This window comes from Nakamurella endophytica, from assembly GCF_014646215.1.
Taxonomy (GTDB): Bacteria; Actinomycetota; Actinomycetes; order Mycobacteriales; family Nakamurellaceae; genus Nakamurella; species Nakamurella endophytica.
In genome coordinates, this window is record NZ_BMNA01000004.1 from 390,245 (window position 1) to 416,678 (window position 26,434).

Here is a 26,434-nt window from a genome sequence, read left to right on the forward strand (position 1 = left end):
GCCTCTCAGGAGTAGCTGCGCCGCTGGTCGGGCGCCTGGATCTCGGCGCCCTTGTACTCGACGGGAATCCCGCCCAGGGGGTAGTCCTTGCGCTGCGGGTGGCCCTCCCAGTCGTCCGGCATGAGGATCCGGGTCAGCGCGGGGTGGCCGTCGAAGACCACGCCGAACATGTCCCAGGTCTCCCGCTCCTGCCAGTCCGCGGTGGGATAGGTCGGGACCGCGCTCGGGACGTGGGGGTCGTCGACGTCGACCGCGACCTCGAGCCGGATGCGCCGCCGGTAGGTCATCGACAGCAGCTCGTAGACCACGTGCAGCCGCCGGGGGACGCCGGGACCGTAGTCCACCCCCGAGATCGAGGCAGCCAGCTCGAATCTCAGGCCGGGGTCGTCACGCACGATCCACAGCAGTGCCGACAGGTGCTCGCGCGCCAGGTAGAACGTGATCTCCGAGTGCGCCACGGTCACCCGCTCGACGGCTGCGGCCGGGACGCCCCGCTCGGCCATGGCGGCGAACAGCGTGTCGGCCACCTCGTCGAACCACCCGCCGTAGGGGCGCTCCGCGGGCACCGGCGTGGAGGGCTCGCGGACCAGCAGGCCGTAGCCGGAGGTGTCCCCCGCCCCGTGCACGCCGAACATGCCGGTGCGCTCCACACCGGTGACGAAGTCCGGTGGGCCACCGGCTCCGTCGGACGGTGTCGGGGTGGCCAGCGCCTGCCCCGCCGCCGGTGCGGCGCTGCCGGCGCCCTGGTGCTCGGCCGAGCCCGGGCCGTCGTTGGTGCCGGTCTGCGTGGACGCCGGCCGGTCGGCCGAGGACGACAGGCCCGGCGCGCCCGGCGTCGTCGTCGACCCCTGCTCGGGTCCGGGGGTGGGCCGCGGCTCGCCCGCCGGCTGCTGGGGACCGGTCACGGTCGCAACGCCTCCACCCGTGCCGTCTGCTCCGCCAGCTCCGCGTCCGACGGTGGGCGCAGCCCGTGCGTGACGCCGTTGCGGCTGTACCGGACCGACGACGGCAGCAGTTCGGTGCGGTGGCCCACCATGTCGGCCGCCCGGCCCGGCGTCAGCGGGTCCTCCATGATCTTGGCGTGCAGCTTGAGGATGGCGTCGATGAGCATCTCCGGGCGGGGCGGGCAACCGGGGAGGTACATGTCGACCGGGACGACGTGGTCGACACCCTGGACGACGGCGTAGTTGTTGAACATCCCGCCGCTGGAGGCGCAGACCCCCATCGCCAGAACCCACTTGGGCTCGGCCATCTGGTCGTAGATCTGCCGCAGCACCGGCGCCATCTTCTGGCTCACCCGGCCGGCGACGATCATCAGGTCCGCCTGCCGGGGGGACGCCCGGAAGACCTCCATGCCGAACCGTCCGAGGTCGTACCGCGGCGCGCCGGTGGTCATCATCTCGATCGCGCAGCAGGCCAGGCCGAAGGTGGCCGGGAACAGCGACGCCTTGCGCGTCCAGTTGACAAGCTTCTCGACCGAGGCCAGCAGGATGCCGTTGGGCAGCTTCTCTTCCAGACCCATCTCAGACCCTCTTTCCCGCCGGTACCTGCACCGCCACCGTCACGCCCGGCATCCGGCCGGGTGCCCGGGTGTTCAGTCCCAATCCAGCCCGCCCCGGCGCCAGACGTAGGCGTAGGCGGCGAAGACGGTCACGATGAACAGCCCCATCTCCACCAGCCCGAAGACGCCCAGCGGCACCGCCGACTGGGCCCACGGGTAGAGGAAGATGATCTCGATGTCGAAGACGATGAAGAGCATGGCGGTCAGGTAGAACTTGACCGGGAAGCGGCCCGGCACGCCGGCCGGCAGCGGCGTCGGCTCGATGCCGCACTCGTAGGCGTCCAGCTTCGCGCGGTTGAACCGCCGCGGCCCGACCAGGTCGGTCAGCACGGTCGTGTTCGTGATCGCGAAACCGCCCGCGACGACGAGCAGGATGACGATCGGCAGGTACGGACTCACTGGTTCCTCACCCCTTCGCCGCCGGCGGCCGGGCACCCGGCAGGGACCTCGGCGCTCGCGCCGCCCCCGACCGGAGGGCCCGACACCGGACCCGTCCGCGGTGACGGGCCGCGGACAGCTTGTCAGACACTGGGCACCGCGGACGTCAGCATCCGCACGACACGGTCGGCCCAGTCGCCGTCCCGCGAGTCGTACAGCCCGGCAAGCAGTTTCAGGACCAGGTACATCAGCCGCCGGCGTGGCAGGCCGAGCCGGGTGGCCGCCTTCATGATCGCCGGGCGGCCGATCAGCGTGGAGAACATGCCGCCGAGCCGGTAGTAGGCGCCCAGGTGCTCCTGCATCGCCGCGGCGTAGCCGGCCAGCGCCGCCTCGCGACTGGCCCCGTCGGGCCGACCGAGGGCCTGCAGCACCGACTCCGCCGCCAGCGACGCCGATTCCATCGCGTACGCGATGCCCTCGCCGTTAAACGGGTTGACCGCGCCGCCGGCGTCGCCGAGCAGCAGCAGGCCGTCGCGGTAGTGCGGTGTGCGGTTGAACCCCATCGGCAGGCCGGCGCCGCCGATCGGCCCGGCCGCGTGCGCCTCCCGCAGGCCCCACTCCTCCGGCGTCCCGTCCAGCCAGGTCCGCAGCAGCTGGCGGTAGTCGGTGCGACCGAACGCCTTCGACGAGTTGAGCATGCCGAGGCCGACGTTCACCGTGCCGTCGCCCATGCCGAAGATCCAGCCGTAGCCGGGCAGCAGCTTCGGCCTGGCCGGGTCGGTGCGGTCCCACAGCTCCAGGTGCGACTCGAGGTGGTCGTCGTGCGTGCGGGTGGCGCTGGTGTAGTACCGCCGCACCGCGACGCCGAGCGGGCGATCGGGCCGCTTCTGCACGCCCATGCCGACGGCCAGCCGGGCCGAGACCCCGTCCGCCGCGAGCACCAGCGGCGCGTGGAAGGTCACCGGGCCGTCCTCGGTGGTGGCCCGGACGCCGACGATGTGGCCGGTCCGCTCGTCGCGGACCGGGTCCGTCACCCGGGTGCCCTCGTGTCGCCGGGCCCCGGCCTTGACGGCCAGGTCCGCGAGCATCTGGTCGAAGTCCCGGCGCGGCCGGACCAGGCCGTAGTCGGGGAAGTCCTGCAGCGTCGGCCAGGGCAGCTCGATGGTGCGCCCGCCGCCGACCACCCGCAGCCCGCGGTTGCGCAGCCAGTCGTCGCCGGAGACGTCGATGCCCAGCGCGAGCACCTGCTTGACGCCACGGGGTGTCAGGCCGTCCCCGCACACCTTGTCCCGCGGGAAGGTCGACTTCTCCAGCAGCAGCACGTCGACGCCGGCCCTGGCCAGGTACACGGCCGCCGTCGAACCGGCCGGACCCGCACCGACGATGATCACATCGGCGGTGGTGTCCGGGTTGCGGACGGTTGCCGGGGCCGCCGCGGCAGCAGGCAGGGACGTCGTGGCCACCGGACCGTCGCCTCCCGTCCCGACACCGCTCCGCGGCACCGTCACCGCGGCGTCGCCCGAGCTTGTGAAATGTTTCACGAAGTTCTCTCTCCCAGTGTAAGACCGATCACAAGCGGTTCCGCACATCGGCCGCGTGCCACCCGCGCCGCCCCTCCGCAGCACCGTGCCGGGCGGGCCGGGCGCCACGCGCGGCCCGGCGGGCGGTTCGAGCTCGTGGGAGGCGGCCCCCGGTGCCCGCCACGCGGGGCGGACGGGACGGCTCCGCGGCGCGCTCAGGACGCGGTGCGGACGGCGTGGTGCAGCGCGACCACGCCGAAGGTCAGGTTGCGCCAGGCGACGTCGTGCCAGCCGCAGCCGGCGATCATCCGCGCCAAGGCCGGCTGGTCGGGCCACTGCCCGATGGTCTCGCCGAGATAGGTGTAGGCCTCCGGGTTGGAGGACCAGCGCCGCGCCAGTCGGGGCAGCACCGACCGCAGATACCAGCGGTAGAGCGGTCGCAGCGGCGCCGGGCGGGGCCGGGAGAACTCGCACACCAGCAGCTCCCCCCCGGGCTTGGTGACCCGGGCGAACTCGGTCAGCGCGGCCCGGGTGTCGACGACGTTCCGCAGGCCGAACGAGATCGTCACCGCGTCGAAGCCGGCGTCGGCGAAGGGCAGGTGCAGCGCGTCGCCCGCCACCTTGGGGACCGCGCGGCGCCGGCCGGCGCGCAGCATGCCCAAGGAGAAGTCGGTGGCCACCGCCCACGCGCCCGTCGCGGCCAGGGACGTCGTGGACACCGCGGTCCCGGCGGCGACGTCCAGCACCCGCCGGCCCGGCCGCAGGTCCAGCGCCCGCACGGCCTGCCGGCGCCAGCGGCGGTCCTGCCCGAACGAGAGCAGGGTGTTCGTCCGGTCGTAGCGGGCCGCCACCTCGTCGAACATCGCCGCGACGGCCGCGGGCTGCTTCTCCAGACCGGCTCTGCCCATGACGGGCAAGACTACCCAGCGGCCCGGCCGGCCGGTTCCCGCCGAGGTCGCGACGATGCCGCGGGCCGATGGTGCAGGCGTGCCGGCGCGGCGGCCGGCGGCCCCGTGGTGCTGATCTGCTGCCGCCCGCCGGCCGGGCCCGGTGCGGCGGTCCCGTGCGGGCGGTGGCCGGCCCGTCGGGGCGGGCGGCCATGATGGGCCCATGGACACGCCGGCCGTCGACCCCTCCGGAACCGACGCGCCCGCCCTGCCGGAGGTGCCCAGCGTCCTCTCGCCGGGCCTGGTGTCCCGGGCGCTGGAGGCGGCGGCGCGGCTGGCCTCCGACGCGGTGGACGTCATCACCGCGACGGCCGGGCGGCAGGCCAGCCCCGGCGCCAAGGCCAACCCCTTCGACTGGGTCACCGAGACCGACCGGACGCTCGAGCGGCACACCCGCCGGGTGCTCGCGGACGAGTTCGGGGACCTGCCCGTGCTCGGCGAGGAGTTCGGCAGCACCACCGGGTCGCCCCAGCTGCCGGGCACGCCCGGCGGGCCGGACCTGATGTGGATCGTCGACCCGGTGGACGGCACCGCCAACTACGTGGCGGGCGTCCCGTGGAGCTGCTACTCGCTGGCACTGGTCGACGCGGCCGGGCCGCTGGTCGGGGTGATCGCCGACCCGTACCGCGGGCAGGTGTACACCGCGGCCCGGGGCCGCGGGGTGCGGGCGAACCGACGTCCGGTGGCCGCCAACCCGCTCACCGCGGTGGGCGGCGCGCTGCTGTTCACCGAGCCGGGCCGGCCGGGCAGCCGGCCGGACACCGGCGAGCTGCTGCGCCGCAGCCGGGCGGTGCACCTGGGCGTGCGGCTGATGGGCTCGTCGGCACTGGCGATCACCACGGTCGCGCTGGGTCAGGCCGTCGCCGCGGTGCTGCCCAGCAATGGCTACTCGGTGTGGGACGTCGCCGGTGCGCTGGCGATCGCCGCGGAGGCGGGGCTGTCGGTGACCGACCTGGACGGTGTCCCCTCGCCGCTGCCGCTGGACGGCGTGGTCGTGGCCGTGCCGGCGGTGGCCGCCGAGGTCCTGGAGATCGTCGCCGGCTGACCGGCTTCCCGGCGCTCCGGCCGGTCGGTGCCCTCCGCTCGGCCCGGACCGCGGCGCCACCGACCGGCCGACCCGCCGCCCGCCGACCTGACGCCGACCGACCCGACGCCGGCGGTGCGGAGCCGGCGCGGTCCGCGCAGCCGCCGGCAGGCCCACCACAGCAGCCCGACGACCAGCCAGGTCAGCACCGCCGTGCGGACGATCATGGTGGTGCCGACCGCCGCGGTGCGGCCGGCCACCCGCACCACGTCGGGATCGGCCGTCGAGTACTCGACCAGGAACCGCTCCCCGACGGACAGCAGCCCCGGATAGAGGACACCGCCGGGTGGGCGCACGGTGAGACCGGCGGCGTCGACGAACTCGATGCCGGTGCGCAGCGGCGACACGGTCAGCACGGTGGCGGTGGCGGTGGCCAGGTGCGCGTCGATCTCCCGGTCGTCGATGCGCAGCGCCGCGAACAGCGTCACGCAGAGCACGGTGACCACGACGCCGACGCCCAGCACCAGCCGCTCGAGGCGCCGGCGGACGACCGTCCGCGGCGGCCGGTCCCGGCGGTCGGTCCCGCGCGGCCACCGCCGCCGAGCGGCCGGTGCGTCCGGGCCGCCGTCCCGCCGCCTGGCCATTCCGGCGAGTCTAGGTCCCGCAACCGGGCAGCAGGAGGCCCGCGCCGGCGGCGGGCGGCGCCGCGGGGTGCGAGAGCGGAAGCGCTCCGGGTGCACCGGGGCGTCGCGGGGTGCCCGGGGCATGTGGCGGGGTGCCCGGGGCATGTGGCGGGGTGCCCGGGGCATGTGGCGGGGTGCCGAAGGGGTGTGGCCACCGCCGCAGTTCGCGGCGCCCGGTCGCCGCGGCCGCCGCGATTAGGCTGCGAGGACCATGACCGCGTCCCGTTCCGCCACCGGCAGCGCACCCGCGCGGCGACCGGCACCCGGGACGCGCCCCTCGACCACCCGCCCGGTCGATGCCGTCACCCGGGTGCTGCCGGACGGCACCGGCGACCTCGTCGGGGCCATCCCGGCGCCGACCGGGGTGCTGGCGTTCGTCTCCGGCGGCGAAGGGCTCGTCGGGTGGGGCGAGCACGCCCGGCTGACGATCACCGGGCCGGGCGCGGCCGACCGCATCGCCGCCTGGTTCGCCGACGTGGTGGACGGGCTGCGGGTCCGGGACGAGGTCGCGGCCGCCGGGTCCGGGCCGGTCGCCTTCGTCTCGCTGGGGTTCGAAGACGACGACGAGTCCGTCGCCGTGGTGCCGTCCGTGGTGCTCGGCCGGCGCGGCGGCGTCACCTTCTCCACGTCCATCGGGACGCCGCCGCTCGCCGCGCCGGTGCCGGTGCGGTCCCCCGGACAGGTCCGGTACTCCGACGGGGCACTGTCGGCGGCGGGGTACGCCGGCGCCGTCCGGGCCGCGCTGGCCCGCATCGCGGCTGGCGAGGTCGACAAGGTGGTGCTGGCCCGGGACCTGCACGCCCGCACCGAGCGCCCGGTCGACGAGCGCCACCTGCTCGCCCGGTTGGCCGCCGGCTACCCGAGCTGCTGGACGTACGCGGTGGGTGGGCTGGTCGGGGCGAGCCCGGAGATGCTGGTGCGCCGGCACGGCCGGACGGTGACGTCCCGGGTCCTGGCTGGAACGGCCTGGCCCGGCGGCACCGGCGCGTCGTCCTCGGCCGCGCTGATGACCAGCAGCAAGAACCTGTCCGAGCACGGCTACGCGGTGGCGTCGGTCGCCCGCGCGCTCGGGCCGGTCACCGAGACGCTCGCCGTCCCCGACGTGCCGCACCCCCTGGTACTGGCCAACCTGACGCACCTGGCGACCGACGTCACCGGGACGCTGATCGCCGACGCCCCGGGAGCCCTGGCCCTGGCGGCGTCGCTGCACCCGACGGCCGCCGTCGGCGGCGCGCCGGCGGCCGCGGCCCGGCGGGTCATCCGCGAACTGGAGCCGGTCCGGCGTACCCGCTACGCCGCGCCGGTGGGCTGGCTGGACACCCACGGCGACGGTGAGTTCGCGATCGCCCTGCGCTGCGGGCAGGTGTCGGGCACCTCGGTCCGGCTGTTCGCCGGCTGCGGCATCGTCGCCGGGTCCGATCCCGCCGTCGAGGCCCGCGAGTCCCAGGTCAAGATGCTGCCGATCCGCGAGGCGCTGGAGGGCTGAGCCCGGCCGCCCGGCACCCGACTGGTGCTGGGCGGAAACCGGGCCGAGGCCGGGCCGCGGTGATGCGCTCCGGTCGCTCAGCCGCCGGCGCCGACGGCCCGCGCCACCGCCGCGCGCAGTCCCGCGTGCTGCGCGCGCAGGTCCGACCGCTCGACCCGCACCCGGACCACCCGCAGCCCGCGTCCCGGACGCACCGCGTCCGCCAGCTCCGCGCGGGCTCCCGTCGCGGCCCGCGCCAGGTCCACCACCTCGGCGCCCGCCGCCCGGGCCAGCGCGGCCGGGTCGGCCTGCACCGGCGTGCCGAACACCCGCTCGAACACCGCCGCGTGCGCGGGACGTCCCGGCTCCAGGGTGTGGAAGATGCCGCCACCGCCGTTGTCGGCGACCACCAGCACCAGGTCCGGGCGGGGCTCGGCCGGCCCGACGAACAGGCCGGTCACGTCGTGCAAAAAGGTCAGGTCGCCGACCAGCGCGACGGTCGGCCGGCCGCTGCCGAGGGCGTGCCCGGCCGCGGTGGAGATCGTCCCGTCGATGCCCGCGACGCCGCGGTTGGCCCGGATACGCAGCCCGTCGCGCGCCGCGGACGCCAGCCCGACGTCGCGCGGACCCTGGGACGAACCGAGCACCAGGTCGGTCCCGGACGGCAGGGCCCGGACCAGTTCGGCGGCCAGCCGCGGGCCGGCGCCCGGGTCGAGCGCCGCGACGGCCGCGGCGAGCGCGGGCGCGGCCCGGTCCTCGGCCCGGCGCCACCGGGCTGCCCAGTCCGCGTCGCCGGTGGGGCCGACCGGACCGATGCGGGCCAGCCGCGGGGCCACCCGGCGGGCCAGCCCGGCCGGGTCCGGCCAGGCCGTCACCGGGGCCACCACGTCGACGGCCACCCGGGCGTCGCGGAGCAGCGCGGTGAGCGGCCTGTGCAGGGTCAGCCGGCCGAGCACGACGACGCGGTCCGGCCGGTGCTCCGCCAGCCAGTCGGGCAGGCCCAGCAGGTGGACGCCGGTGGACAGCACGGCGGCACCGGCGGCGCCCCCGGCCTCGGCGACGACCGGGTGGCCCAGGGCGGCGACGGCGCCCGCGGCCGGGTGCTCGAGGTCGGCCAGGAACAGCACCCGCTCCCCCGGCGCGGGCGGGGGCACGGCCGGTCCGGCCGACCCTCCCGGGTCGTCGGCCGTTCCGTCACCGGCAGCGGGGTCCCCGGGCACCGGGACACCCGCGACCCGCACCCACGGGCCGTCGCGTCCGTCGAGCGGTTCCGGCCAGGGCTCGGCGCCGTCGTCACCCCCGGGCAGCAGCGGCTCGACGAACGGCACGTCCAGCTGCACCGGGCCGGGCAGTCCCGCCGCACCGACCGCGGCGGCGACCGCCCGGCACACCACCGCCCGCCATCCCGCCTGCTGACCGTCCCGGCGGGCCGGCACGCCGAACTCGTGCACGAACCGCGTCGCGGAGCCGAAGATCCCGGGCTGGTCCACCACCTGGTTGGCGCCGACGTGCCGCAGCTCCGGCGGCCGGTCCGCGGACAGCACCAGCAGCGGGACCGCGGTGTGGTGGGCCTCCAGGACCGCCGGGTGCAGGTTGGCGACCGCGGTGCCGGACGTGGTGACGACCGGCACCGGCCGGCCGGACCCGCGGGCGAGCCCCAGCGCCAGGAAGCCGGCGGTGCGCTCGTCGACCCGGACGTGCAGCCGCAGCCGGCCGGCCGTGTCGGCGGCCACCAGCGCCAGCGACAGCGGCGCGTTCCGCGAGCCCGGGGACAGCACGGCGTCCCGAACGCCGTTGCGGACCAGCTCGTCGACCAGGACGCGGGCGAGCGCCTCGGACGGGTGGACGGTCACAGCAGCGCCGCCACCCGGGCCAGCCGGCCGAGCCACCAGCGGCGGGTCGCCAGGTCCGCCACCACCCGGGACCGCAGGTCCGGTTCGGGCGCGGCCCGCGGGACCGGCAGCCGCCCGGCGTCCGGGCGGACGGCGGCGCTGCTGACGTCCGCGGCCAGCAAACTGCCGGTGCCCAGCCCGCAGGCGAACGGCAGCTCCGGAAGCGCACCGGCCAGCGCGGCTCCCGCGGCCAGCCCGACCGCGGTGTCGACCGCGGACGACACCACCACCGGCAGTCCGGTCTGCTCCGCGATGCGCAGCGCGGCCCGCACGCCACCCAGCGGCGCCACCTTCACCACGGCGATGTCCGCCGCGTCGGCCCGCACCACCTCGAGCGGGTCGCGTTCCCGCCGGATCGACTCGTCGGCCGCGACGGCGACGTCCACCCGGCGCCGCACCGCGGCCAGTTCCGGGATGCTGCGGCAGGGCTGCTCGACGTACTCCAGCTGCCCGGCCGCCCGGTCCAGCACCCGGATGGCCGCGACGGCCGCGTCCTCGGTCCACGCGCCGTTGGCGTCGACCCGGATGCGGCCGGACGTCCCCAGCGCCTGCCGGACGGCGGCGACCCGCTCGGCGTCCGCGGACAGCGGCACGCCGGGCTCGGCGACCTTGACCTTGGCCGTCCGGCAGCCCGAGGCGGCGACGAGCGCGGCGGCCCGGTCCGGGTCGAGAACCGGCACGATGGCGTTGACCTCGAACCGGTCCCGCACCGGCGCCGGCCAGCCGTCCTGCGCAGCCTCCAGCGCCGCCCGCAGCCAGGGCACGCAGTCGGCGTCGGAGTACTCGCGGAACGGCGCGAACTCACCCCACCCGGCGGGTCCGCGCAGCAGCACGCCCTCCCGCTGCAGGATCCCCCGGAAGCGGTGGCGCAGCGGGATGCTGACCACCTCGGCCGAGGCCAGCACCGCCGCCGTATCACCCGTCGCGCCACCGTTGGGGCCGCCGTCCCGGGCCGCGCTCCCGTCCCCGGCCGTCGCGGCGGTCATGCCGACCACTGGACGGTGTGCCGCCCGCCCGGCGCGAGCCAGCCCAGCGCGCGGCGGACCTCGGTGTCGACCGCGGCGCGGTCGTCCCGCGACCACGCCGACAGCGGCTCGACCTCGGCGCCGGCGGTGCTCGGCGTCCACCGCACCTTCCACGCTCCCTGCACGAACCCGTCCAGCAGCACGCCGCCGCGGATGATGCCGTTCTCGGTGAACACCTGCCGCCGGACGTCCTCGTCCATGATCCGCGAGCGGTCGCGGTGACCGAGCAGCACGCTGTCCCATTCGGCCAGCAACCGGACCGGGGCGGGGGTGTCGCCCGGCGGCCGCGGCGCGTCAGGCACGTCGAACAGCTCGGCGCCGTCCTCCGACGTCCAGGTGCACAGCCGGGGACGCAGCCGCTCGAAGACGGCTGCCAGCCGGGTGAGCCCGGACCACGCCTGCATGTCGGCGGGTGTGGCGGGGCCGAACGCGGCGAGGTAGCGCAGCACCAGGCCGTCCGGGTCGGGCTCGGCCGCCATCGGCCGGCCGAGCCAGTGCTCGGCGGAGGTGCAGGCGGACCGCCCGGAGCGTCCCCACAGCCCGCGCGGCGGTACCTGGACCAGCGCCAGATCGACCCGGGCCGCCATGCCCAGCGCCGTCGGGTCGCGGCCCGGCAGCTCGCGGACCAGGGCCGCGCCCAGCTCGGCCGTCGTCAGCGGCCGCTCCTCGACCAGCTCGCGCGCCCGCCGGGCCAGCAGTTCCCGGTCCACGCCGGCGAGGGCGCGGCCGTACGGGGACCCGGGCGTCAACCCGCGGGCGACGGCCGGCTGCAGCACGGGCCGCAGCGCCAACGCGTCCTCGGCGGTGACCAGGTGGACGGTCGAGCGCTGCAGCGCCAGCCGCACCGCGCGCCGGGACTCCAGCAGCACGGACAGGTCCAGGGGGGCGACCTGGGCCATCCGGCTCCACAGGGCCAGGTACGGCGGGTACGGGCTCTGCGCCTGCAGGCCCAGCAGGTGCGTCAGCACGGACTCGACGGTGGTGCCCGGCGGCGCCGGCTCCAGCAGGTACTGCCGGGCGAGCAGCGCCCGGTTCAGCTCACGCCGGGTCAGCACGCCGCCGTTCACGGCTCGCCGCCCCGGGACCTGTGGCACCCGGCCAGTCAAACACGGTCCACCGACACCGCCCGCCGAGCGGTGGACCGCCCGTCCCGTCAGGCGGGCAGCTCGATGGTGACGGCCAGGCCGCCCTCCGGAGCGGGCCCGGCGGCGATGGCTCCGCCCAGCCGGCGGACCAGGCTGTCGGCGAGCGCCAGCCCGAGGCCGGCGCCGGACGGGCGGTGGGCGCGGTACCGCTCGTGCAGGACGCCGGGCAGGAACGCGACCGGATAGTCGTCGGGCGCCAGACCGGGACCGCCGTCGCGCACCTGCAGCCGCACGGATCCCGTGGCCGGGACCGGCTGCACCCCGAACACCAGCGGGCGTCCCGGCTCGAGCAGGCGCAGCGCGTTGTCGGCGAGCCCGTCGAGCACCTGCCGCAGCCGGCGCGGGTCGGTCACCACGACGACCGGCCGGTCCGGCACCTCGACCCGCAGGTCGACGCCACGCTCGCGGCAGCGGGGCCACCAGGCCGCGGCCGTCCCACGCGCCAACGCCGCCAGGTCGGACGGCGCCGGGTCGAGCGGGAAGGCGTCGGCCCCCAGCCGGGCCAGGTCGAGCAGGTCGCCCACCATCCGGCCCAACCGCACCGACTCCGCGACCACCGTCCGGCCGACGTCCGGCACCTCGTCCGCCGGCACCAGGCCGTCGGCCAAGGCCTGGCCCTGCCCCTGCACCGCGGTCAGCGGCGTGCGCAGCTCGTGCGACACGGAGGCCAGGAAGGCGCGCTGCCGGGCCTCGCTGCGGGCCAGCGCGTCGGCCAGCTCGTTCACCGCGGCGGCCACCTCGGCCGCCTCGCGCGGACCGCCGGCCGGCACCCGGACGTCGCGGGCCCCCGCACCCAGCGCCCGGGCGGCCAGGGCGGTGCGCCGCAGCGGCCGGGCGACGAGCGCGGCCAGCACCAGACCCCCGGCGACGGCCACGGCGAGCCCGATCGCCAGGGCCAGCAGCACCCGCCGTTGCAGCGCCTGCTGGGTGGCCGCACCCAGGTCCGGGGACGCCACGAGGACGAACCCGCGGTGCGGCAGCGACCGGCCCTCCAGCAGCACGGCGTGACCGCCCTCGTCGGCCGTCGCGGACAGGTTGCGGCCGCCGGCCAGTCCCGCCGCGCCCGCGGCGGCCGCCGTCCGCACCGCGGCCGGGTCGTCGCCCGCCAGCACCCCGCGACGGTCCACGGTCACCACGGACACGCCCTGCTGGGCCAGCACCTGGGCCAGCTTCGACAGGCCGATCCGGTACCCGGGCTGCTCGCCGGCGAGCTGCCCGGCGATGACGTCCGCCTGGTCGGACAGGTACCCGCGGGTGGCGTCGGCGGCCGCGTCGCGGACCAGCGCGGTCCCGACGATGCCGGCCAGGCCGGCCACGGCCACCGCCACCGCGACGACCAGCAGCGTCAGCCGGACCGCCAGCGTGCTGCGCCACCCGTGCCGCCGGTGCCGCCGGTGCCGCCGGTGCCCGCTGCGGCTCGGGTGCGGCCGGCCCGCCGGCCCGGCTGCGGGGTCAGGGCTCAACCGAGTACCCGACGCCGCGGACGGTCCGGATCGGGCTGGCGTCGCCGAGCTTGCCGCGCAGGGCGGCGATGTGGACGTCCACGGTCCGCGCTCCCGCCACCGCGGCGTGTCCCCAGACGGCCGACAGCAGCCCCTGCCGGTCGAACACCCGCCGCGGGTGGCGCATCAGGTGCACCAGGAGCTCGAACTCGGTGGCGGTGAGGACCACCTCCGCGTCGTCGACCCAGGCGCGGTGCTCGTCGGGGTCGGCGCGGACCCGGCCGGCGGCGAGCACGGCGCCCCGCGTCGCCCCGGCCGGACCACCGCGCCGCAGCACGGCGCGGACCCGCGCCACCAGCTCCCGCGGATGGAACGGTTTCACCAGGTAGTCGTCGCCGCCGAGTTCCAGGCCGAGGATGCGGTCGACGTCCTCGTCGCGCGCCGTGACGAACAGGACGGGCGTCCAGTCGCCGGCGGCGCGGAGCTGCTGGCACACCGCCAGCCCGTCGACGTCCGGCAACCCGATGTCCAGCACCACGGCGACCGGGCGGTCCCGGCGGACGGCGGCCAGGGCGGCGGCGCCGGTGGACTGCACCTGCACGCCGAAGCCGGCGGCCGCCAGGTAGCGCCGCTCGACGTCCGCGATGGCCGGCTCGTCCTCCACCACCAGCACCAGCCCGCGGGCGTCGGCCGGCGCCGGGTCGCGGCCCGTGTCCGCCATGGTCGGCTCCCGTCCGCGGCGCGCCGCCGGTCCGGTGCGCTGCCCGCCAGCATCCTGCCCTGCCGCCCTCCGGCCGTGCTCCGGAACCGGTCAGCCGCAGTCGGCCGCCACCAGCTTGGCCAGGTCGGCCTCGGTCTTGGTGAGCGTGGCGAGCTGGGCGGCGCGGCGCTCGGCGTGCGCCGTCAGCTTCGCCGCCTGCGCTGCCTTGCCGGCCTTGGTGGCCGCGGCGGCCTTGGCCTTGAGCGCGGCCACCGATCCGGCGGTGGTCGCCGGTCCGTTGCCGCGGGCCAGCATCTTCTTCATGCGGGTGTCGGTCCGGGTGAGGATCCGGCAGCCCGGGCCCTTGCCGCCCTCGGTGGCGGCGGAGCGGACGGCAGCAGCCGGCACGGAGAGCACGGCGTCCGTGGCGCCGGACGCCAGGACGGAGTCGGCGTCGGCCCCGGCGGCGGGGACGGACCGGGCTGCGACGGTCGGGCTGCCGGCGACGCCGGCTCCGGCCGCCGGTGCGGCCACCGCCACGACGGCGGCGGTGAGGACGGCGGCGCCGACGGCGGCCGCGGTGCGCAGGACAGGCATGGTGCTCCTCGCTCGGCTGGATCCACCGGCGGATGCCGGCGGGACCAGCGTCGGCGCGGGCCGTCCGGGTCGGGTACGCGGCATGTTCGGATCCGATGAAGCCGGACGCCGGACACCAGAAGCCGGACGCCGGATCGGTCGGTCGGTCCGGTCGGTCCCGCACCGCCCGGCCGGGTGGGGACGCGGTTCCGCGGTCAGCGGTCGCCCGGCACAGCATCCGGCGGCGGCACGGCACGCAGCCGCCGTCCCGCTCCCGTCCCGGCCCCGGCGGGCGCGCCGGGCGGCTGCACCGGCCACGGCCGGCCGGTGTCCGCCGGGTCCGCCGGGTCGGCCGGGTCGGCCGGGTCGAGGGCCGGGGCGTCACTCGTGCGCGGGGGCAGCGGCCGGCGTGGCTCGCGGTCACCCGCTCCCCCGCCACCGTCCCTGCGGAACCGCACCACCACGGTGTCCCCGCGGAACCGCATCTCCCCGGCGGCCGGCTCCTGGGACACCACCGACCAGAACGCCGAGTCGAGGAGAGCGGTCGCGCCGGACGCCGGTTCGGCCACCGCCAGGCGCAGCCCGACGTCCCGGGTCCGGTGCAGCGCGCCGCGGGCGATGGTGCCGATCAGGTCCGGCACCACAACCCGGTCCGGCGCCCCGTCCAGCTCGTCGGCCCTGGCTCGTTGCCGTCCCACCGCACACCTCCGCCGCTCGGCGACCTCGTGGCGGCGACGCTAGCCCCGCGCGGCGACGCCGGACAGGGGCCGGGACCGGCGATCGAGCCGGTTTCGCCCACGGCGCAGCGCCGCCGCTGCGGGCCGGTGCCGGCAGGCGACCCGCCAGCCGCGGCGAGGCGGCGGCGGGAAGCAACAGGGAGCGGTGACAGGCGGCGGACGGGCGGCGGCAGGCGTCCCGACGGACGGACGGACGGCGGGCGACCCGGCGGGACGGGCGCCCTGCGGGCCCGGCACCGTCGGCCCGCGTGCCTAGAGTGCTGGCATGGGTGCCACCTCGGGCCGGCCGGACCGGGTCAGCGAGCTGTTCGACGCGACGCGGTGGCGGCCGGTCGAGGTGCCGGGGCTGCCGCCGTTCACCGACGTGACCTACCACCGCGAGATCGACCCGGCGACGGGCCGGGACCGGCCCACGGTGCGGGTCGCCTTCGACCGTCCCGAGGTGCGCAATGCCTTCCGCCCGCACACGGTCGACGAGCTGTACGCGGCCCTCGAGCACGCCCGCACCACGTCGTCCGTCGGGTGCGTGCTGCTGACCGGCAACGGCCCGAGCCCGCGGGACGGCGGCTGGGCCTTCTGCTCCGGCGGCGACCAGCGGATCCGCGGCCGGGACGGCTACCGCTACGCCAGCGGCGAGCAGGCCGACACCGTAGACCCCGGCCGGGCCGGCCGGCTGCACATCCTCGAGGTGCAGCGGCTGATCCGGTTCATGCCCAAGGTCGTCATCGCGGTCGTGCCGGGTTGGGCCGCCGGCGGTGGGCACTCGCTGCACGTGGTCTGCGACCTGACGCTGGCCAGCGCCGAGCACGCCCGGTTCAAGCAGACCGACGCCGACGTCGGCTCGTTCGACGCCGGCTACGGCTCGGCCTACCTGGCCCGGATGGTCGGTCAGAAGTTCGCCCGGGAGATCTTCTTCCTGGGCCGCGAGTACACCGCCGCGCAGATGCACGCCATGGGGGCGGTCAACGAGGTGGTGCCGCACGCCGACCTGGAGTCCGTCGCTCTGGACTGGGCGGACCGGATCACCGGCAAGTCGCCCACCGCGCAGCGGATGCTCAAGTACGCGTTCAACCTGCCGGACGACGGGCTGGTCGGCCAGCAGCTCTTCGCCGGCGAGGCGACCCGGCTGGCGTACGGGACGGACGAGGCCGTCGAGGGCCGGGACGCCTTCCTGGGCAAGCGGCCCGCCGACTTCGCCGCCTATCCCTGGGCCTACTAGGCCCGCGTCCCGAGCACCCGGACAGCCCGTGCCCGCCGCCTCGCGCACCGTCGAGCTGCTGCCCGTCCCGACCGGCCGGGCGGTGCTCGACCTGCTGCCGGTCCTCGCCCGGGCCGCCGCCGGCGAGGGACCGGCTTTGCTGCCGGTGCCGGCGGGCGGCGATGCCACCGGCGTCGCCGGGCTCGGGCCGGGCGAGCCCCTGGGACCCCGCGAGGACGACGACGCCGACCCGACCGCCCTCGTCGTCGCGACCTCCGGGTCGACCGGTGCACCCAAGGGCACCCTGCTCCCCGTCTCGGCGCTCGCGGCGTCCGCCGACGCCACGCAGCGACGGCTCGGCACGGCCGGCAGCTGGCTGCTGGCCCTGCCGGCGCAGCACGTCGCCGGTCTGCAGGTGCTGCTGCGGGCCGCCCGCAGCGGCGCGCAGCCGGTGGTGCTCGACACGGCGGCACCCTTCACCGCCCGAGCCTTCCTGGCCGCGGTCGGGCGGATGCCGGCCGGCCGGGGGTTCGTCTCGCTGGTGCCCACCCAGCTGCGCCGGGTGCTGGCCGACGGCGAGGCCACCGCCGCGCTGGCCGGCTTCGCCGCCGTGCTGGTAGGCGGGGCCGCCACGCCACCGGCACTGGTCGCCGCGGCCCGCGCCGCCGGGGTCGCCGTGGTGACCACGTACGGCATGAGCGAGACCTGCGGCGGGTGCGTCTACGACGGCCACCCGCTCGACCGCGTCGAGGTGGCGGTGGAACCGGTCGACGGGTCCGCCGCGGCGTCCCCCGGTGGTGCGCCGGACGGGACCGGCCGGGTGGTGCTGTCCGGTCCGGTGGTCGCCCGCGGGTACCGGGGGCGCCCGGGTGACCCCGCCTTCCCGCCCTCCGGCGCCGGCGGCGCGCGGACCGGACACCGCCGGTTCCGCACCGCCGACCTCGGCCGGATCGGCCCGGACGGCGTGCTCGAGGTGCTGGGCCGCACCGACGACGTGGTGGTGTCCGGCGGTGTCAACGTGCACCCGCAGGCCGTCGAGGCCGTGCTGGCGGCCCTGCCCGGCGTCGCCGAGGTGGTGGTGGTCGGCGTGCCGGACCCGGAGTGGGGCCAGCGGGTGGCGGCCGCCGTCGTCCCCGCGACGGGCCACCCCGACCCGGAGCTGCCGGAGCTGCGCACCGCCGTCCGCACCCGGCTCGGCCCGGCCGCGGCCCCGTCGCTGCTACGCGTCCTGGCCCGGGTGCCGGTGCTGCCGTCCGGCAAGCCCGACCGCCGGGCGATCGCCGGGCTGTTCGGACCGGTCCCGCCGGCCTGACGGCCGTGCCGCGGCGGAGCCGGACCCGGCCGCCGTGCCACGCTGGCCCGGTGACCGACCCGTCCGTCGCCGCGCACCCCGGCCCGCACACCGGCCCCGACCTCGACCGGGACCTGGACCTGGACCTGGACCTGGACCTGAACCTGGACCTGGACCTGGACCGGCATGCGGAGTGGATCGCCGGCTTGCCCAAGGCCGAGCTGCACGTGCACCACGTCGGCTCCGCCGCCCCCGCGGTGGTGGCCGGTCTCGCCGCCCGCCACCCGGAGGCCGGCGTCCCGGCCGACGAGGCCGAGCTGGCCGACTACTTCCGGTTCACCGACTTCGACCACTTCATCGCCGTCTACCTGAGCGTCATGGACCTGATCCGGGACGCCGAGGACGTCCGGGCGCTCACCTACGGCGTCGCGGAGCAGTTGCACGGCCAGCAGGTCCGCTACGCCGAGCTGACCGTGTCGCCGTACTCGCACATCCACCGCGGCATCCCCGCGGAGGCCGTCGTCGAGGCCGTCGAGGACGCCCGCCGCAGCGCCGAGCGCGAGCTGGGCCTGGTGCTGCGCTGGTGTTTCGACATCCCTGGCGAGTCGGGGATCCCGGCCGCCGACGTCACCCTGGACACCGCGCTGCGGCTGGCGCCCGACGGGCTGGTCAGCTTCGGCCTGGGCGGCCCGGAGGTCGGAGTGCCGCGGCCACAGTTCCGGGACCACTTCGCCGCCGCCCGGGCCGCCGGGCTGCACAGCGTCCCGCACGCCGGGGAGACGACCGGGCCGCAGACCGTCTGGGACGCGCTGACCGCGCTGGGTGCCGAACGGATCGGCCACGGCATCGCCGCGGCGCAGGACCCGGCCCTGCTGGCGCACCTGGCCGAGCGCCGCATCCCGCTCGAGGTGTGCCCGACCTCCAACGTCGCCACCCGGGCTGTGCCGTCGCTGGCGGCGCACCCGCTGCCGGCACTCGTCGCCGCCGGCTGCGTGGTGACCGTCAACTCCGACGACCCGCCGATGTTCGCCACCGACCTGAACCGGGAGTACGCGGTCGCCGCCGCGCTGCTGGACCTGGACCGGGCGGGCATCGCCGAGCTGGCCCGCACGGCCGTCCGGTCGTCCTTCGCGCCCCCCGACGTCGCCGCCCGGGTGCTCGACGAGATCGACCGGTACCTCGCCGCGGGCTGACGCGTCGCAGCGCGTGCGGGCACCCGCGCCCGGCGCCGGACCGGACGTCCGGCCGGGGGATCCGGCCGCTGTGGAGCCTCCCGGGAGATCCGGCCGGTGGACGGCGGCGTCCGGCCCGTCGCGGCCCCGCTAAGGTCGGTGCACGTGGCAACCGCGCGGCAGTGGCTCTCGGCGTCACGGCCCCGGACCCTTCCCGCGGCGGTGGCCCCCGTTCTCGTCGGCTCCGGCGCCGGCGCCTTTCTGGGTGGGTTCTCCTGGTGGCGCGGGCTCGCCGCGCTGGTCGTCGCCCTGGCGCTGCAGGTCGGGGTGAACTTCGCCAACGACTACTCCGACGGCATCCGCGGCACGGACACCGTCCGGGTCGGCCCGATGCGGCTGGTGGCGTCCGGCGCGGCCGAGCCGCGCGCGGTCAAGCTGGCCGCGTTCGGCTGCTTCGCGGTGGCGGGGGTGGCCGGGCTGCTGCTGGCCCTGGCGACCGCCTGGTGGCTGCTGCTGGTCGGTGCGGCCGCGGTGGCCGCGGCCTGGTTCTACACCGGCGGCCCGAAGCCCTACGGGTACTCGGGTTTCGGCGAGGTGTTCGTCTTCCTGTTCTTCGGGCTGGTGGCCGTGCTGGGCACCACCTACGTCCAGGCCGGCCGGGTGTCCGGGGCCGCGGTGGCCGGCGCCATCGGCATCGGGTTGCTGGCCTGCGCGCTGCTCATGGTCAACAACCTCCGCGACATCCCGACGGACACCGAGGCCGGCAAGCACACCCTGGCCGTGCTGCTCGGCGACCGGCTGTCCCGGCGGGTGTACGTCGTGATGGTCGCCGGCGCCTTCGTGGCCGTGCTGGTCATGGCGCTGACCGAACCGTGGTGCCTGCTGGGGCTGCTGGCCGCACCGCTGGCGCTGGGCCCGGTTCGCACCGTGCTGTCCGGCGCCACCGGGCGGCAGCTGATCGCCGCGCTCGGCGCGACCGGCCGGCTGGAGTTCGTCCAGGCCGCGCTGCTCGCCGTCGGGTTCCTGCTGGGCCGCTGACCGGCGGGACCGCCGGCGGCCTGCCGGCCGGACCGCTGGACACCCTCGCCGCGGGCCGACGGACACCTCCGGCCCGGACGCGGCACGGTCTCCCGGGACGGGTCGGGCACCGGGCGTGGCGTCGGGCCGGTCGGCGGCGGCACCATGGAGCGGTGTACATCGCCGGCACGGAGCGGTGCCAGATCGCGGTCGAGGAGCCGCTCGAGCTGGTCGTCGCCCTGTACCTGCGGGAGGTCGAGGCGCTGAGCCCGGAGCTGCCCTACGAGCTGCCCCCGGTGGAACCCGCGACGACCGTCTGGCCGGTGTGGGCCCGGCGCGCCCCCGTGGGCTGGCAGCCGCCGGTGCTCGGGTCCTCCGGGCTGGTCGACCCGCGGCAGGCGGCGGCCGAGTGGGCGGAGTGGTGGACCGGCCTGCTGCAGGGCGAGGCCGCCTGCTCCGAGCTGCGGCCGCCGACCTTCCGCGAGTTCCGCGCTCGGCCGTCGCTGCGGGTGCTGCTGCAGCGCCACCACGAGGCGGCCGTCCGGTGGTCCGAGGCCATTCTCGACGACCCGCGCAGCAAGCGGGAGCTCACGGCCGCCCGGCCGGGGATGGGGCGGCTGGTGCGCCGGCTGCTGTCCGAGGTGGCCGGCCCGGCGGCGTTCCGGCTGCGGCTGACGGTGGTGCCGGTGCGGGCCAAGCACGCCTGGCCGCTCGCCGCCGACCACGTCCTGATCAGCCTGCGGCTGCTGGCCGACATCGACAACGTGCTCGACTGGCTGTGGCCGCGGCTGCGCGGCCTGGCGATCGAGCCGTCGGCGATCCCCGGGTAGCGCCGCTCAGCCCCCGACCGGGCCGTCCGGCGACAGCACCTGCCGCCAGGACGTCCACTCCGCCAGCAGCTCCGGCACCGGCTCGACACCCAGACCCGGACCCGTCGGCACCGCGACGTGGCCGTCCTCGAGGACGAACGGCCGGGTCAGGTCGGTCTCGTAGAAGCGGGACGACGCGGAGACGTCCCCGGGCAGGGTGAACCCGGGCAGCGCGGCCAGGGCGGCGTTGGCCGCCCGGCCCAGCCCGGTCTCCAGCATGCCGCCGCACCAGACCGCGACGCCGTTGGCCACCGCGACGTCGTGCACCCGCCGGGCCTCGAGGTAGCCGCCGACCCGCCCCGGCTTGACGTTGATCACCCGCGCCGCGCCCAGCCGGATGGCGTCCGCCGCCGCCCTGGCGGACACCACGGACTCGTCCAGGCACACCGGGGTGCGCAGCATCCGGGCGAGCTCGGCGTGCTGCACCAGGTCGTCCTCGGCCAGCGGCTGCTCGATCAGCAGGAGGCCGAGCTCGTCCAGCCGCTGCAGCAGCGGCGCGTCGGCCAAGGTGAACGCCGCGTTCGCGTCGACCTGCAGCAGCAGGTCGTCGCCCCACCGCTCGCGCACCGCCCGCACCGGCTCCAGCACCCACCCCGGCGCGATCTTGAGCTTGATCCGCACGTAGCCCTCGTCGAGGTAGCCGGCCACCACGTCCAGCAGCTCCGGGACGGACGGCTGGATGCCGACCGACACCCCGGACGGCACCCGGTCCCGGACGGCACCCAGGTGCTCGGCCAGCGGGACGCCCCGGGCGCGCAGCTCGGCGTCGAGCACGGCCATCTCGACGGCCGCCTTGGCCATCCGGTGCCCCACCACGCCCGCCAGCAGCGGGCCGACGCGCTCGGCGGTCACCGCGTCGCCGGCGGCGAACAACCGGGGGGCGAGGAAGTCCCGGGTCACCTGCACCGCACCGGCCACGTACTCCGCCGAGTACAGCGGCTCCTCCATGGCGACGCACTCGCCCCACCCGCCGGTCTCCACCCGGTCGCCGCCGGGGCCGCGGAGGTCGCCGCGCACCCGCACGAGCAGGGCGACCTTCTCGGTCTCCACGCCGAACGACGTCCGGAACGGGCTGCGCAGCGGCATCCGGACGATCCGCAGTTCGATGTCCCGCAGTCTCACCGGTCCCGTCCCCTCGTCCCACCGGGCGGCCGCGCCACCAGGTACCCCTCCGGCCGCCGGAAGCCGACCACGGACCAGCCGGCGGCGAGCAGCGGCGCCACGGTCTCGCGCACCGCCAGGCGCCACCGCAGCGCGGTGGCGGGATCGGCGCCGCGCAGCGCCTCGACATCGTCGGGCACGGCGACCGACACCACTTCGGCGTCCGTCGCGGGACGGGCGACCGGCCGGCCGCCCTCGTCGACCAGCACCGGCACCGCCCGGGGCGGCGCGGTCCCGGAGCCGGGGTCCGGGTCACCCGGGTGCACCGGGTCGGTGCCGCGCCCGGCGGAGGCGACGGCGGGGCTGCGCAGGTCCCAGTGGGCCAGCAGCCGGTCGCTGGGCTGCCCGGCGTTGCGGCCGTCGGTCATCGTCCCGTAGAAGTCCGTCAGGTACTCCACCGCCGTCGCGCGCAGCCGGTGCAGGTTGAAGTGGGCGTTGCGGGCGATGAGCGGATCGAAGGTCCAGGTGACCCACCGGGCACCGGCCGCCAGCGTCCACGCCCGCTGGTGCCACTTGACGGCCGCGCCGACGCCGCGGCCGCTGCGGTCCGTCAGCACCCCGGTGATGTGCGAGTGCAGCGACGACGTGCTCGGCGCACCGAAGAAGCCGACCGAGGCCGCCACCAGGTCCGGTCCGGACCAGGCACCCACGACGTAGCTGCCGCTGTGCCGCAGCGCCCGCAGCAGCGGCGGCTGCATCTCGGACGGATCCCCCGGCCTCGTCTGCCAGACCTCGTCGAGCAGCCGGCACGCCCGCTCCAGGTCCGCCAGGTCGTCCAGGGCGGCGATGCGGATGCCGGCCCGCTCGGCCCGGCGGGCCGCCACCTGCCGGGCGTCCGCGAGCACGGCGTCCGCGAGCATGGCGTCCGCGGACACGGCGTCCGAGGGAGCGGCGTGCTGCAGCACGGTGGGCCGGTCAGCCATCCCAGGCTCCGGTGGCCAGGAACCGGTCCAGCACGGCGGCCGGTCCGGACAGGTCCAGCCCGGCCGCGGCGACCCAGGCGTCGTCGCCCCAGGTGGCCGCGTAGCGCTCGCCGCTGTCGCAGAGCAGGGTGACCACCGAGCCGGCGGTGCCGGTGGCGGCCATCTCCGCCATCAGCGCGAAGGCGGCCCAGAGGTTGGTGCCGGTGGACGGGCCGACGGGGCGGCCCAGCACCTGCCCGGCGGCGCGCATGGCGGCGATCGAGCAGCCGTCCGGCACCCGCACCATGCGGTCGACCACCTGGCCGACGAAGGACGGTTCGACGCGCGGCCGGCCGATGCCCTCGATGCGCGACCCCGAGGCGGTGCGGGCCGGGTCGGAGGCGCACCACGCGTCGAAGAACGCGGAGTTCTCCGGGTCCGGCACGCACAGCCGCGTCGGGTGCCCGCGGTACCGCAGGTAGCGCCCGATCGTCGCGCTGGTGCCGCCGGTGCCGGCGGCCACGACGATCCACTCCGGCACCGGGTGGGGTTCCAGCGACAGCTGCGCGAAGATCGACTCGGCGATGTTGTTGTTGCCGCGCCAGTCCGTGGCCCGCTCGGCGTGGGTGAACTGGTCCATGTAGTGGCCACCGCACTCGGCCGCGAGCCGGCGGGACTCGTCGTAGATCGCCGCCGCCGAGTCCACCAGGTGGCAACGGCCGCCCTGCCGCTCGATCAGCGCGATCTTCTCCCGGGACGTCCACGCCGGCATGACGGCGACGAACGGCAGGCCGACGAGCCGGGCGAAGTACGCCTCGGAGACGGCCGTCGAGCCCGACGACGACTCGATCACGGTGGTGCGCGGCCCGATCCAGCCGTTGCACAGCGCGTAGAGGAACAGCGAGCGGGCCAGCCGGTGCTTGAGCGACCCGGTGACGTGCGTCGACTCGTCCTTGAGGTAGAGGTCGACGCCCGGCACGGCCGGCACCGGGAAGCGGACGAGGTGGGTGTCCGCGCTGCGCTGGGCGTCGGCCTCGATCCGGTGCACGGCGTCGGCGACCCAGGCGCGGACCTCCGGGTCGGACCGGTCGACGGTCACGGCACGGTCGGGCACCCGCAGAGCCTACGGCCCGCCCGGCGGGCACCGGCCCGGCCGGGCGGCGCTCAGCCCTCCAGGGAGCGACGCAGCCGCTCGCGCTCGGCGCGGCGCCGCCCGGCGGACCGGGCCAGCGACTCGTTGGCCCGCTGCCGGAACCGGCCGAGCAGGAACCACGCCAGCGGCAGCTGCAGGATGACCGCGAACAGCGCCGCCACGATCAACGGCATGAACAGCGCCAGCACGACGGTGAGCAGCACCAGCAGGGCCAGCCGGAGCAGCGAGTAGACCAGCAGCGGGTGGCCGGGCAGCGGCGCCGTCGGCTGCGGGTCGAGGTCCGCCGGCTCCGGCGGCCGGGCGGCGCCCGGCACGGCGTCGCCGTACGACCCGGTCACCGGCGCCGAGACGTCCGGGGCGGCTTCGGGGGGCACGGACCCGCTCACGGTGAACGTGTCGCGACGGGGCTCGCTGGGCACCGTCCCAGGGTAACGACCGGCGGTCAGCTGCCACCGTCCGTCGGTGGCCGGTCGGGCCGCGGACGGCCCTCGAACACCGTCGAGAGCACGACGGTGGTGCGGGTGCGGGCCACGCCCGGGATGGCTCGCAGCCGGCCGAGCACCTGGGACAGCTCCTCGATGTCGGCGACCCGCACCACCACCACGAAGGCGTTGTCCCCCGCCACCTGGTAGCAGCTCTCGACCTCCGGCGTCGCGTCCAGGGCGGCCGCGATCGGGTCGTCCTGGCCGTTCTCGCCCGGCTCGATGCCGACGATGGCGGTGACGCCGATGCCGACGGACACCGGGTCCACGACCGCCCGGTAGCCGGTGATCACGCCCGCGGTCTCCAGCTTCGTCACCCGCTCGTGCACCGAGGAGGCGGACAGGCCGACCGCGCGGGCCAGCTCGGCGTAACTGGCCCGGCCGTCCGCGCGCAGCGCCGCCACCAGCCGGCGGTCCGTCCGGTCCATCGCCACCTCCCGGGCCAACCTAGCGACCGCCCCAGACCCGCCGGCCGACCGCCTGCCTGCCGGTCCAGGCCGCTGGCGGCCGGCCCCGGTGGGCGTCGTCCTGATCGGGACGGGGCGGGCCGCCACCCGTGCACGGGGTTCATCCGGACGGGCGACGGAGGTCTGCGATCACCGCTGTCCGAGCCGCTTCGGCCGACCACGACGCGCCGGACGGCCCGTCCCGGGGAGAAGTGTGAGGATGCCGTGAGCACTGCTCCGGGACCGAGACCGTACTGTGACCACCGGGCGGTCCGCCAGGACCCGTCCCGGGTGCCCGGCCCGTCCGACACCCCTGTGACCTGCGTAGATTGCCCTGCTGGCGAGACCGGCGAGTCCGCCCGTGACCGTCCCGCGGCGCCGGACCGTCGCGTCCGCACCGGCCTGGGAAACGCTCTTTCCCGTCTTTCGGTACCTATGAGACGTTGCGCATACAGAGGATGCCTCGGCATGCTTCTGCCACAGGTGCACAATGGGTCGTCGCCAACCGGCGAGACGAGGCCAGTCGGGGCCTACAGGAGGTGGCACGCAGCCATGGAGAAGAACGATCGACTACTCACCCCGGGTGAGGTGGCGTTGATGTTCCGTGTCGATCCGAAGACCGTGACGCGGTGGGCGTCGGCCGGCCGCATCGGTTCCATCCGGACACCCGGCGGCCACCGTCGGTTCCGGGAGTCGGAGGTCAGCGTCCTGCTGGCCGACCTGACCGTGGAGGCCAACCAGCAGCAGCGGTGAGTCCGGCGCGCCGGGTGCACCGGCGCGCGCCATGCCACCTCGTCGACAGGGCGGGACCCTCGGGTCCCGCCCTGTCGGCGTCCTCGCCCCGATCGGCCGCGAGCGCTGCCCGGGCCGCGGTCGCCGGACCGGGCGGTCCGCCCGCCGGGCCGGTCCCCTGGCCTCGCCTCGTCGGGCCGCGAAGCGGGGCCGGTCGGGGACCGCCCGGTCCCGCCACTCGTCGTCCGCACCCGGCCGCTGCCGTCCGGTCCCTGCCGCCTCCGCCGGTCCGGGCCCGCCGTGGACGCGGCTTCGGGGTCGGGCGTCGTGCCAGCACGGTCGGCGGTCCGCCGGGTCGCGGTCCCGGACAGGAGACGGCCGCGAAGGCAGGCCACCGGTGCTGGTCATGCGTACTGTGGGGGTGTCAGCAAGGGAGGTGTCGGGTTGTACATGCTCATCGCGATCGCCGTGACCGTGCTCGTGATCACCCTGGCGTGGCGCGGCTTGGGCACCCGGACGCCGGGCGACTCGCCGGAGCAGCCGCGGCCGCGCACCCCGCGGACCCGGACGCGCACCGTCGCGCCCGACGACGACCCCGACTTCCTCCGCGAGGTCGACCGCAAGCTGCGCGGCGAGGACAAGAGCAGCTGAGCCGCGACCGGCGGCCCGCCCGGAAGCCGCGGTAGCGCAGCTGCAGCCCCGCCGCTGTGCCGGCGGCCCCGTCGCCCCTTCCGCGGGCTCGACCGCCGTCACCGGGAGACGGTCTCGCACCCTGGCCTGCCCGCGCCGGGGTCGGCCGCGGCCCGGCTCCGGTGCCGCCGCCGCCGCGAGCCGCCACGGCTCCGGCACACCTCGCGCCGGGCGGACACGGTCGCGGAGCCGCACGGCCGCCGGCAGCGGGCACGGCGCCGCCGCC

General features: G+C 76.9%; 26 protein-coding genes. 9 read left to right on the forward strand and 17 right to left on the reverse strand.

Annotated elements, in window-relative coordinates; genetic code table 11:
• Positions 1-5: 5 nt before the first annotated feature.
• The 5 genes from IEY37_RS12320 to IEY37_RS12340 all read right to left on the reverse strand — a co-directional run bounded on the left by IEY37_RS12320 (position 6) and on the right by IEY37_RS12340 (position 4,367).
• Positions 6-818 carry an NADH-quinone oxidoreductase subunit C gene (locus tag IEY37_RS12320; protein ID WP_373298333.1) on the reverse strand — a complete coding sequence of 271 codons (813 nt, stop codon included), beginning with the start codon at positions 816-818 and terminating at the stop codon, positions 6-8.
• A gap of 83 nt (positions 819-901) precedes the next feature.
• Positions 902-1,522: a NuoB/complex I 20 kDa subunit family protein gene (locus tag IEY37_RS12325; protein WP_308426378.1), complete on the reverse strand. Its 621-nt coding sequence runs from the start codon at positions 1,520-1,522 to the stop codon at positions 902-904.
• Between the two features lie 72 nt (positions 1,523-1,594).
• The gene (locus tag IEY37_RS12330) at positions 1,595-1,960 is read right to left on the reverse strand and encodes an NADH-quinone oxidoreductase subunit A (RefSeq protein ID WP_188941872.1); all 366 of its coding nucleotides are present in this window, start codon (positions 1,958-1,960) and stop codon (positions 1,595-1,597) included.
• A gap of 122 nt (positions 1,961-2,082) precedes the next feature.
• Entirely contained in the window at positions 2,083-3,387 is a 1,305-nt protein-coding gene (locus tag IEY37_RS12335; RefSeq protein ID WP_188942371.1) for a geranylgeranyl reductase family protein, read from the reverse strand.
• 287 nt (positions 3,388-3,674) lie between these two features.
• The gene (locus IEY37_RS12340) at positions 3,675-4,367 is read right to left on the reverse strand and encodes a demethylmenaquinone methyltransferase (RefSeq protein WP_188941873.1); all 693 of its coding nucleotides are present in this window, start codon (positions 4,365-4,367) and stop codon (positions 3,675-3,677) included.
• A 202-nt stretch (positions 4,368-4,569) separates the two neighbouring features.
• Here IEY37_RS12340 and IEY37_RS12345 point away from each other — a divergent pair, with 202 nt between their 5' ends.
• Together IEY37_RS12345 and IEY37_RS12350 are read left to right on the forward strand one after the other, a co-directional pair.
• A complete protein-coding gene (locus tag IEY37_RS12345) occupies positions 4,570-5,451 on the forward strand; it encodes an inositol monophosphatase family protein (RefSeq protein ID WP_188941875.1) in 882 nt (293 codons plus the stop codon).
• A gap of 873 nt (positions 5,452-6,324) precedes the next feature.
• Entirely contained in the window at positions 6,325-7,599 is a 1,275-nt protein-coding gene (locus IEY37_RS12350; RefSeq protein ID WP_188941877.1) for an isochorismate synthase, read from the forward strand.
• A gap of 77 nt (positions 7,600-7,676) precedes the next feature.
• Here the strand turns inward: IEY37_RS12350 and menD are convergent, their stop codons facing one another.
• The 7 genes from menD to IEY37_RS12385 form a co-directional block, all read right to left on the reverse strand.
• Positions 7,677-9,431: a 2-succinyl-5-enolpyruvyl-6-hydroxy-3-cyclohexene-1-carboxylic-acid synthase gene (menD, locus tag IEY37_RS12355; RefSeq protein WP_188941879.1), complete on the reverse strand. Its 1,755-nt coding sequence runs from the start codon at positions 9,429-9,431 to the stop codon at positions 7,677-7,679.
• Positions 9,428-10,456: an o-succinylbenzoate synthase gene (locus IEY37_RS12360; protein ID WP_188941881.1), complete on the reverse strand. Its 1,029-nt coding sequence runs from the start codon at positions 10,454-10,456 to the stop codon at positions 9,428-9,430. The genes menD and IEY37_RS12360 overlap by 4 nt, the downstream gene beginning before the upstream one ends.
• Positions 10,453-11,589 (reverse strand): winged helix DNA-binding domain-containing protein, encoded by a 1,137-nt coding sequence (locus IEY37_RS12365; RefSeq protein WP_229674345.1) that lies wholly within the window; start codon positions 11,587-11,589, stop codon positions 10,453-10,455. The genes IEY37_RS12360 and IEY37_RS12365 overlap by 4 nt, the downstream gene beginning before the upstream one ends.
• Positions 11,590-11,648: 59 nt before the next feature.
• Positions 11,649-13,103, reverse strand: coding sequence for a sensor histidine kinase (locus tag IEY37_RS12370; RefSeq protein WP_229674346.1), 1,455 nt, complete (start codon positions 13,101-13,103; stop codon positions 11,649-11,651).
• The gene (locus IEY37_RS12375) at positions 13,093-13,803 is read right to left on the reverse strand and encodes a response regulator transcription factor (protein WP_188941883.1); all 711 of its coding nucleotides are present in this window, start codon (positions 13,801-13,803) and stop codon (positions 13,093-13,095) included. The genes IEY37_RS12370 and IEY37_RS12375 overlap by 11 nt, the downstream gene beginning before the upstream one ends.
• Positions 13,804-13,893: 90 nt before the next feature.
• Positions 13,894-14,379: a hypothetical protein gene (locus IEY37_RS12380; protein ID WP_188941884.1), complete on the reverse strand. Its 486-nt coding sequence runs from the start codon at positions 14,377-14,379 to the stop codon at positions 13,894-13,896.
• 194 nt (positions 14,380-14,573) lie between these two features.
• On the reverse strand, positions 14,574-15,056 hold the full coding sequence (locus IEY37_RS12385) for a hypothetical protein (protein ID WP_188941887.1): 483 nt from the start codon (positions 15,054-15,056) through the stop codon (positions 14,574-14,576).
• 304 nt (positions 15,057-15,360) lie between these two features.
• Here IEY37_RS12385 and IEY37_RS12390 point away from each other — a divergent pair, with 304 nt between their 5' ends.
• The 5 genes from IEY37_RS12390 (at position 15,361) to IEY37_RS12410 (ending at position 20,603) form a co-directional block, all read left to right on the forward strand.
• Positions 15,361-16,314 (forward strand): 1,4-dihydroxy-2-naphthoyl-CoA synthase, encoded by a 954-nt coding sequence (locus IEY37_RS12390; RefSeq protein WP_188941889.1) that lies wholly within the window; start codon positions 15,361-15,363, stop codon positions 16,312-16,314.
• Positions 16,315-16,342: 28 nt separating this feature from the next.
• Positions 16,343-17,605: an o-succinylbenzoate--CoA ligase gene (menE, locus tag IEY37_RS12395; RefSeq protein WP_188941890.1), complete on the forward strand. Its 1,263-nt coding sequence runs from the start codon at positions 16,343-16,345 to the stop codon at positions 17,603-17,605.
• Between the two features lie 155 nt (positions 17,606-17,760).
• On the forward strand, positions 17,761-18,777 hold the full coding sequence (locus IEY37_RS12400) for an adenosine deaminase (RefSeq protein WP_188942377.1): 1,017 nt from the start codon (positions 17,761-17,763) through the stop codon (positions 18,775-18,777).
• 144 nt (positions 18,778-18,921) lie between these two features.
• Positions 18,922-19,794, forward strand: a complete 873-nt coding sequence (locus IEY37_RS12405; protein WP_188941892.1) for a 1,4-dihydroxy-2-naphthoate polyprenyltransferase — start codon at positions 18,922-18,924, stop codon at positions 19,792-19,794.
• A 152-nt stretch (positions 19,795-19,946) separates the two neighbouring features.
• Positions 19,947-20,603: a hypothetical protein gene (locus IEY37_RS12410; protein ID WP_188941894.1), complete on the forward strand. Its 657-nt coding sequence runs from the start codon at positions 19,947-19,949 to the stop codon at positions 20,601-20,603.
• Between the two features lie 6 nt (positions 20,604-20,609).
• Here the strand turns inward: IEY37_RS12410 and menC are convergent, their stop codons facing one another.
• Genes menC through IEY37_RS12435 form a run of 5 tightly spaced genes read right to left on the reverse strand, consistent with a single transcriptional unit; the run spans position 20,610 to position 24,768 of the window.
• Positions 20,610-21,764, reverse strand: a complete 1,155-nt coding sequence (gene menC / locus IEY37_RS12415) for an o-succinylbenzoate synthase (RefSeq protein WP_188941896.1) — start codon at positions 21,762-21,764, stop codon at positions 20,610-20,612.
• Positions 21,761-22,726: a GNAT family N-acetyltransferase gene (locus IEY37_RS12420; RefSeq protein WP_188941898.1), complete on the reverse strand. Its 966-nt coding sequence runs from the start codon at positions 22,724-22,726 to the stop codon at positions 21,761-21,763. Before IEY37_RS12420 ends, menC begins: the two co-directional genes overlap by 4 nt.
• Complete coding sequence (gene cds1 / locus IEY37_RS12425) at positions 22,719-23,819, reverse strand: L-cysteine desulfhydrase Cds1 (RefSeq protein ID WP_229674348.1); 1,101 nt, start codon at positions 23,817-23,819, stop codon at positions 22,719-22,721. Before cds1 ends, IEY37_RS12420 begins: the two co-directional genes overlap by 8 nt.
• Positions 23,820-23,869: 50 nt before the next feature.
• Entirely contained in the window at positions 23,870-24,277 is a 408-nt protein-coding gene (locus IEY37_RS12430; protein ID WP_188941900.1) for a DUF4229 domain-containing protein, read from the reverse strand.
• A gap of 23 nt (positions 24,278-24,300) precedes the next feature.
• Complete coding sequence (locus IEY37_RS12435; protein WP_188941902.1) at positions 24,301-24,768, reverse strand: Lrp/AsnC family transcriptional regulator; 468 nt, start codon at positions 24,766-24,768, stop codon at positions 24,301-24,303.
• A 570-nt stretch (positions 24,769-25,338) separates the two neighbouring features.
• Here IEY37_RS12435 and IEY37_RS12440 point away from each other — a divergent pair.
• Positions 25,339-25,539 carry a BldC family transcriptional regulator gene (locus tag IEY37_RS12440; RefSeq protein ID WP_188941904.1) on the forward strand — a complete coding sequence of 67 codons (201 nt, stop codon included), beginning with the start codon at positions 25,339-25,341 and terminating at the stop codon, positions 25,537-25,539.
• Positions 25,540-25,968: 429 nt separating this feature from the next.
• Complete coding sequence (locus tag IEY37_RS12445; RefSeq protein ID WP_188941906.1) at positions 25,969-26,169, forward strand: hypothetical protein; 201 nt, start codon at positions 25,969-25,971, stop codon at positions 26,167-26,169.
• Positions 26,170-26,434 lie beyond the last annotated feature (265 nt).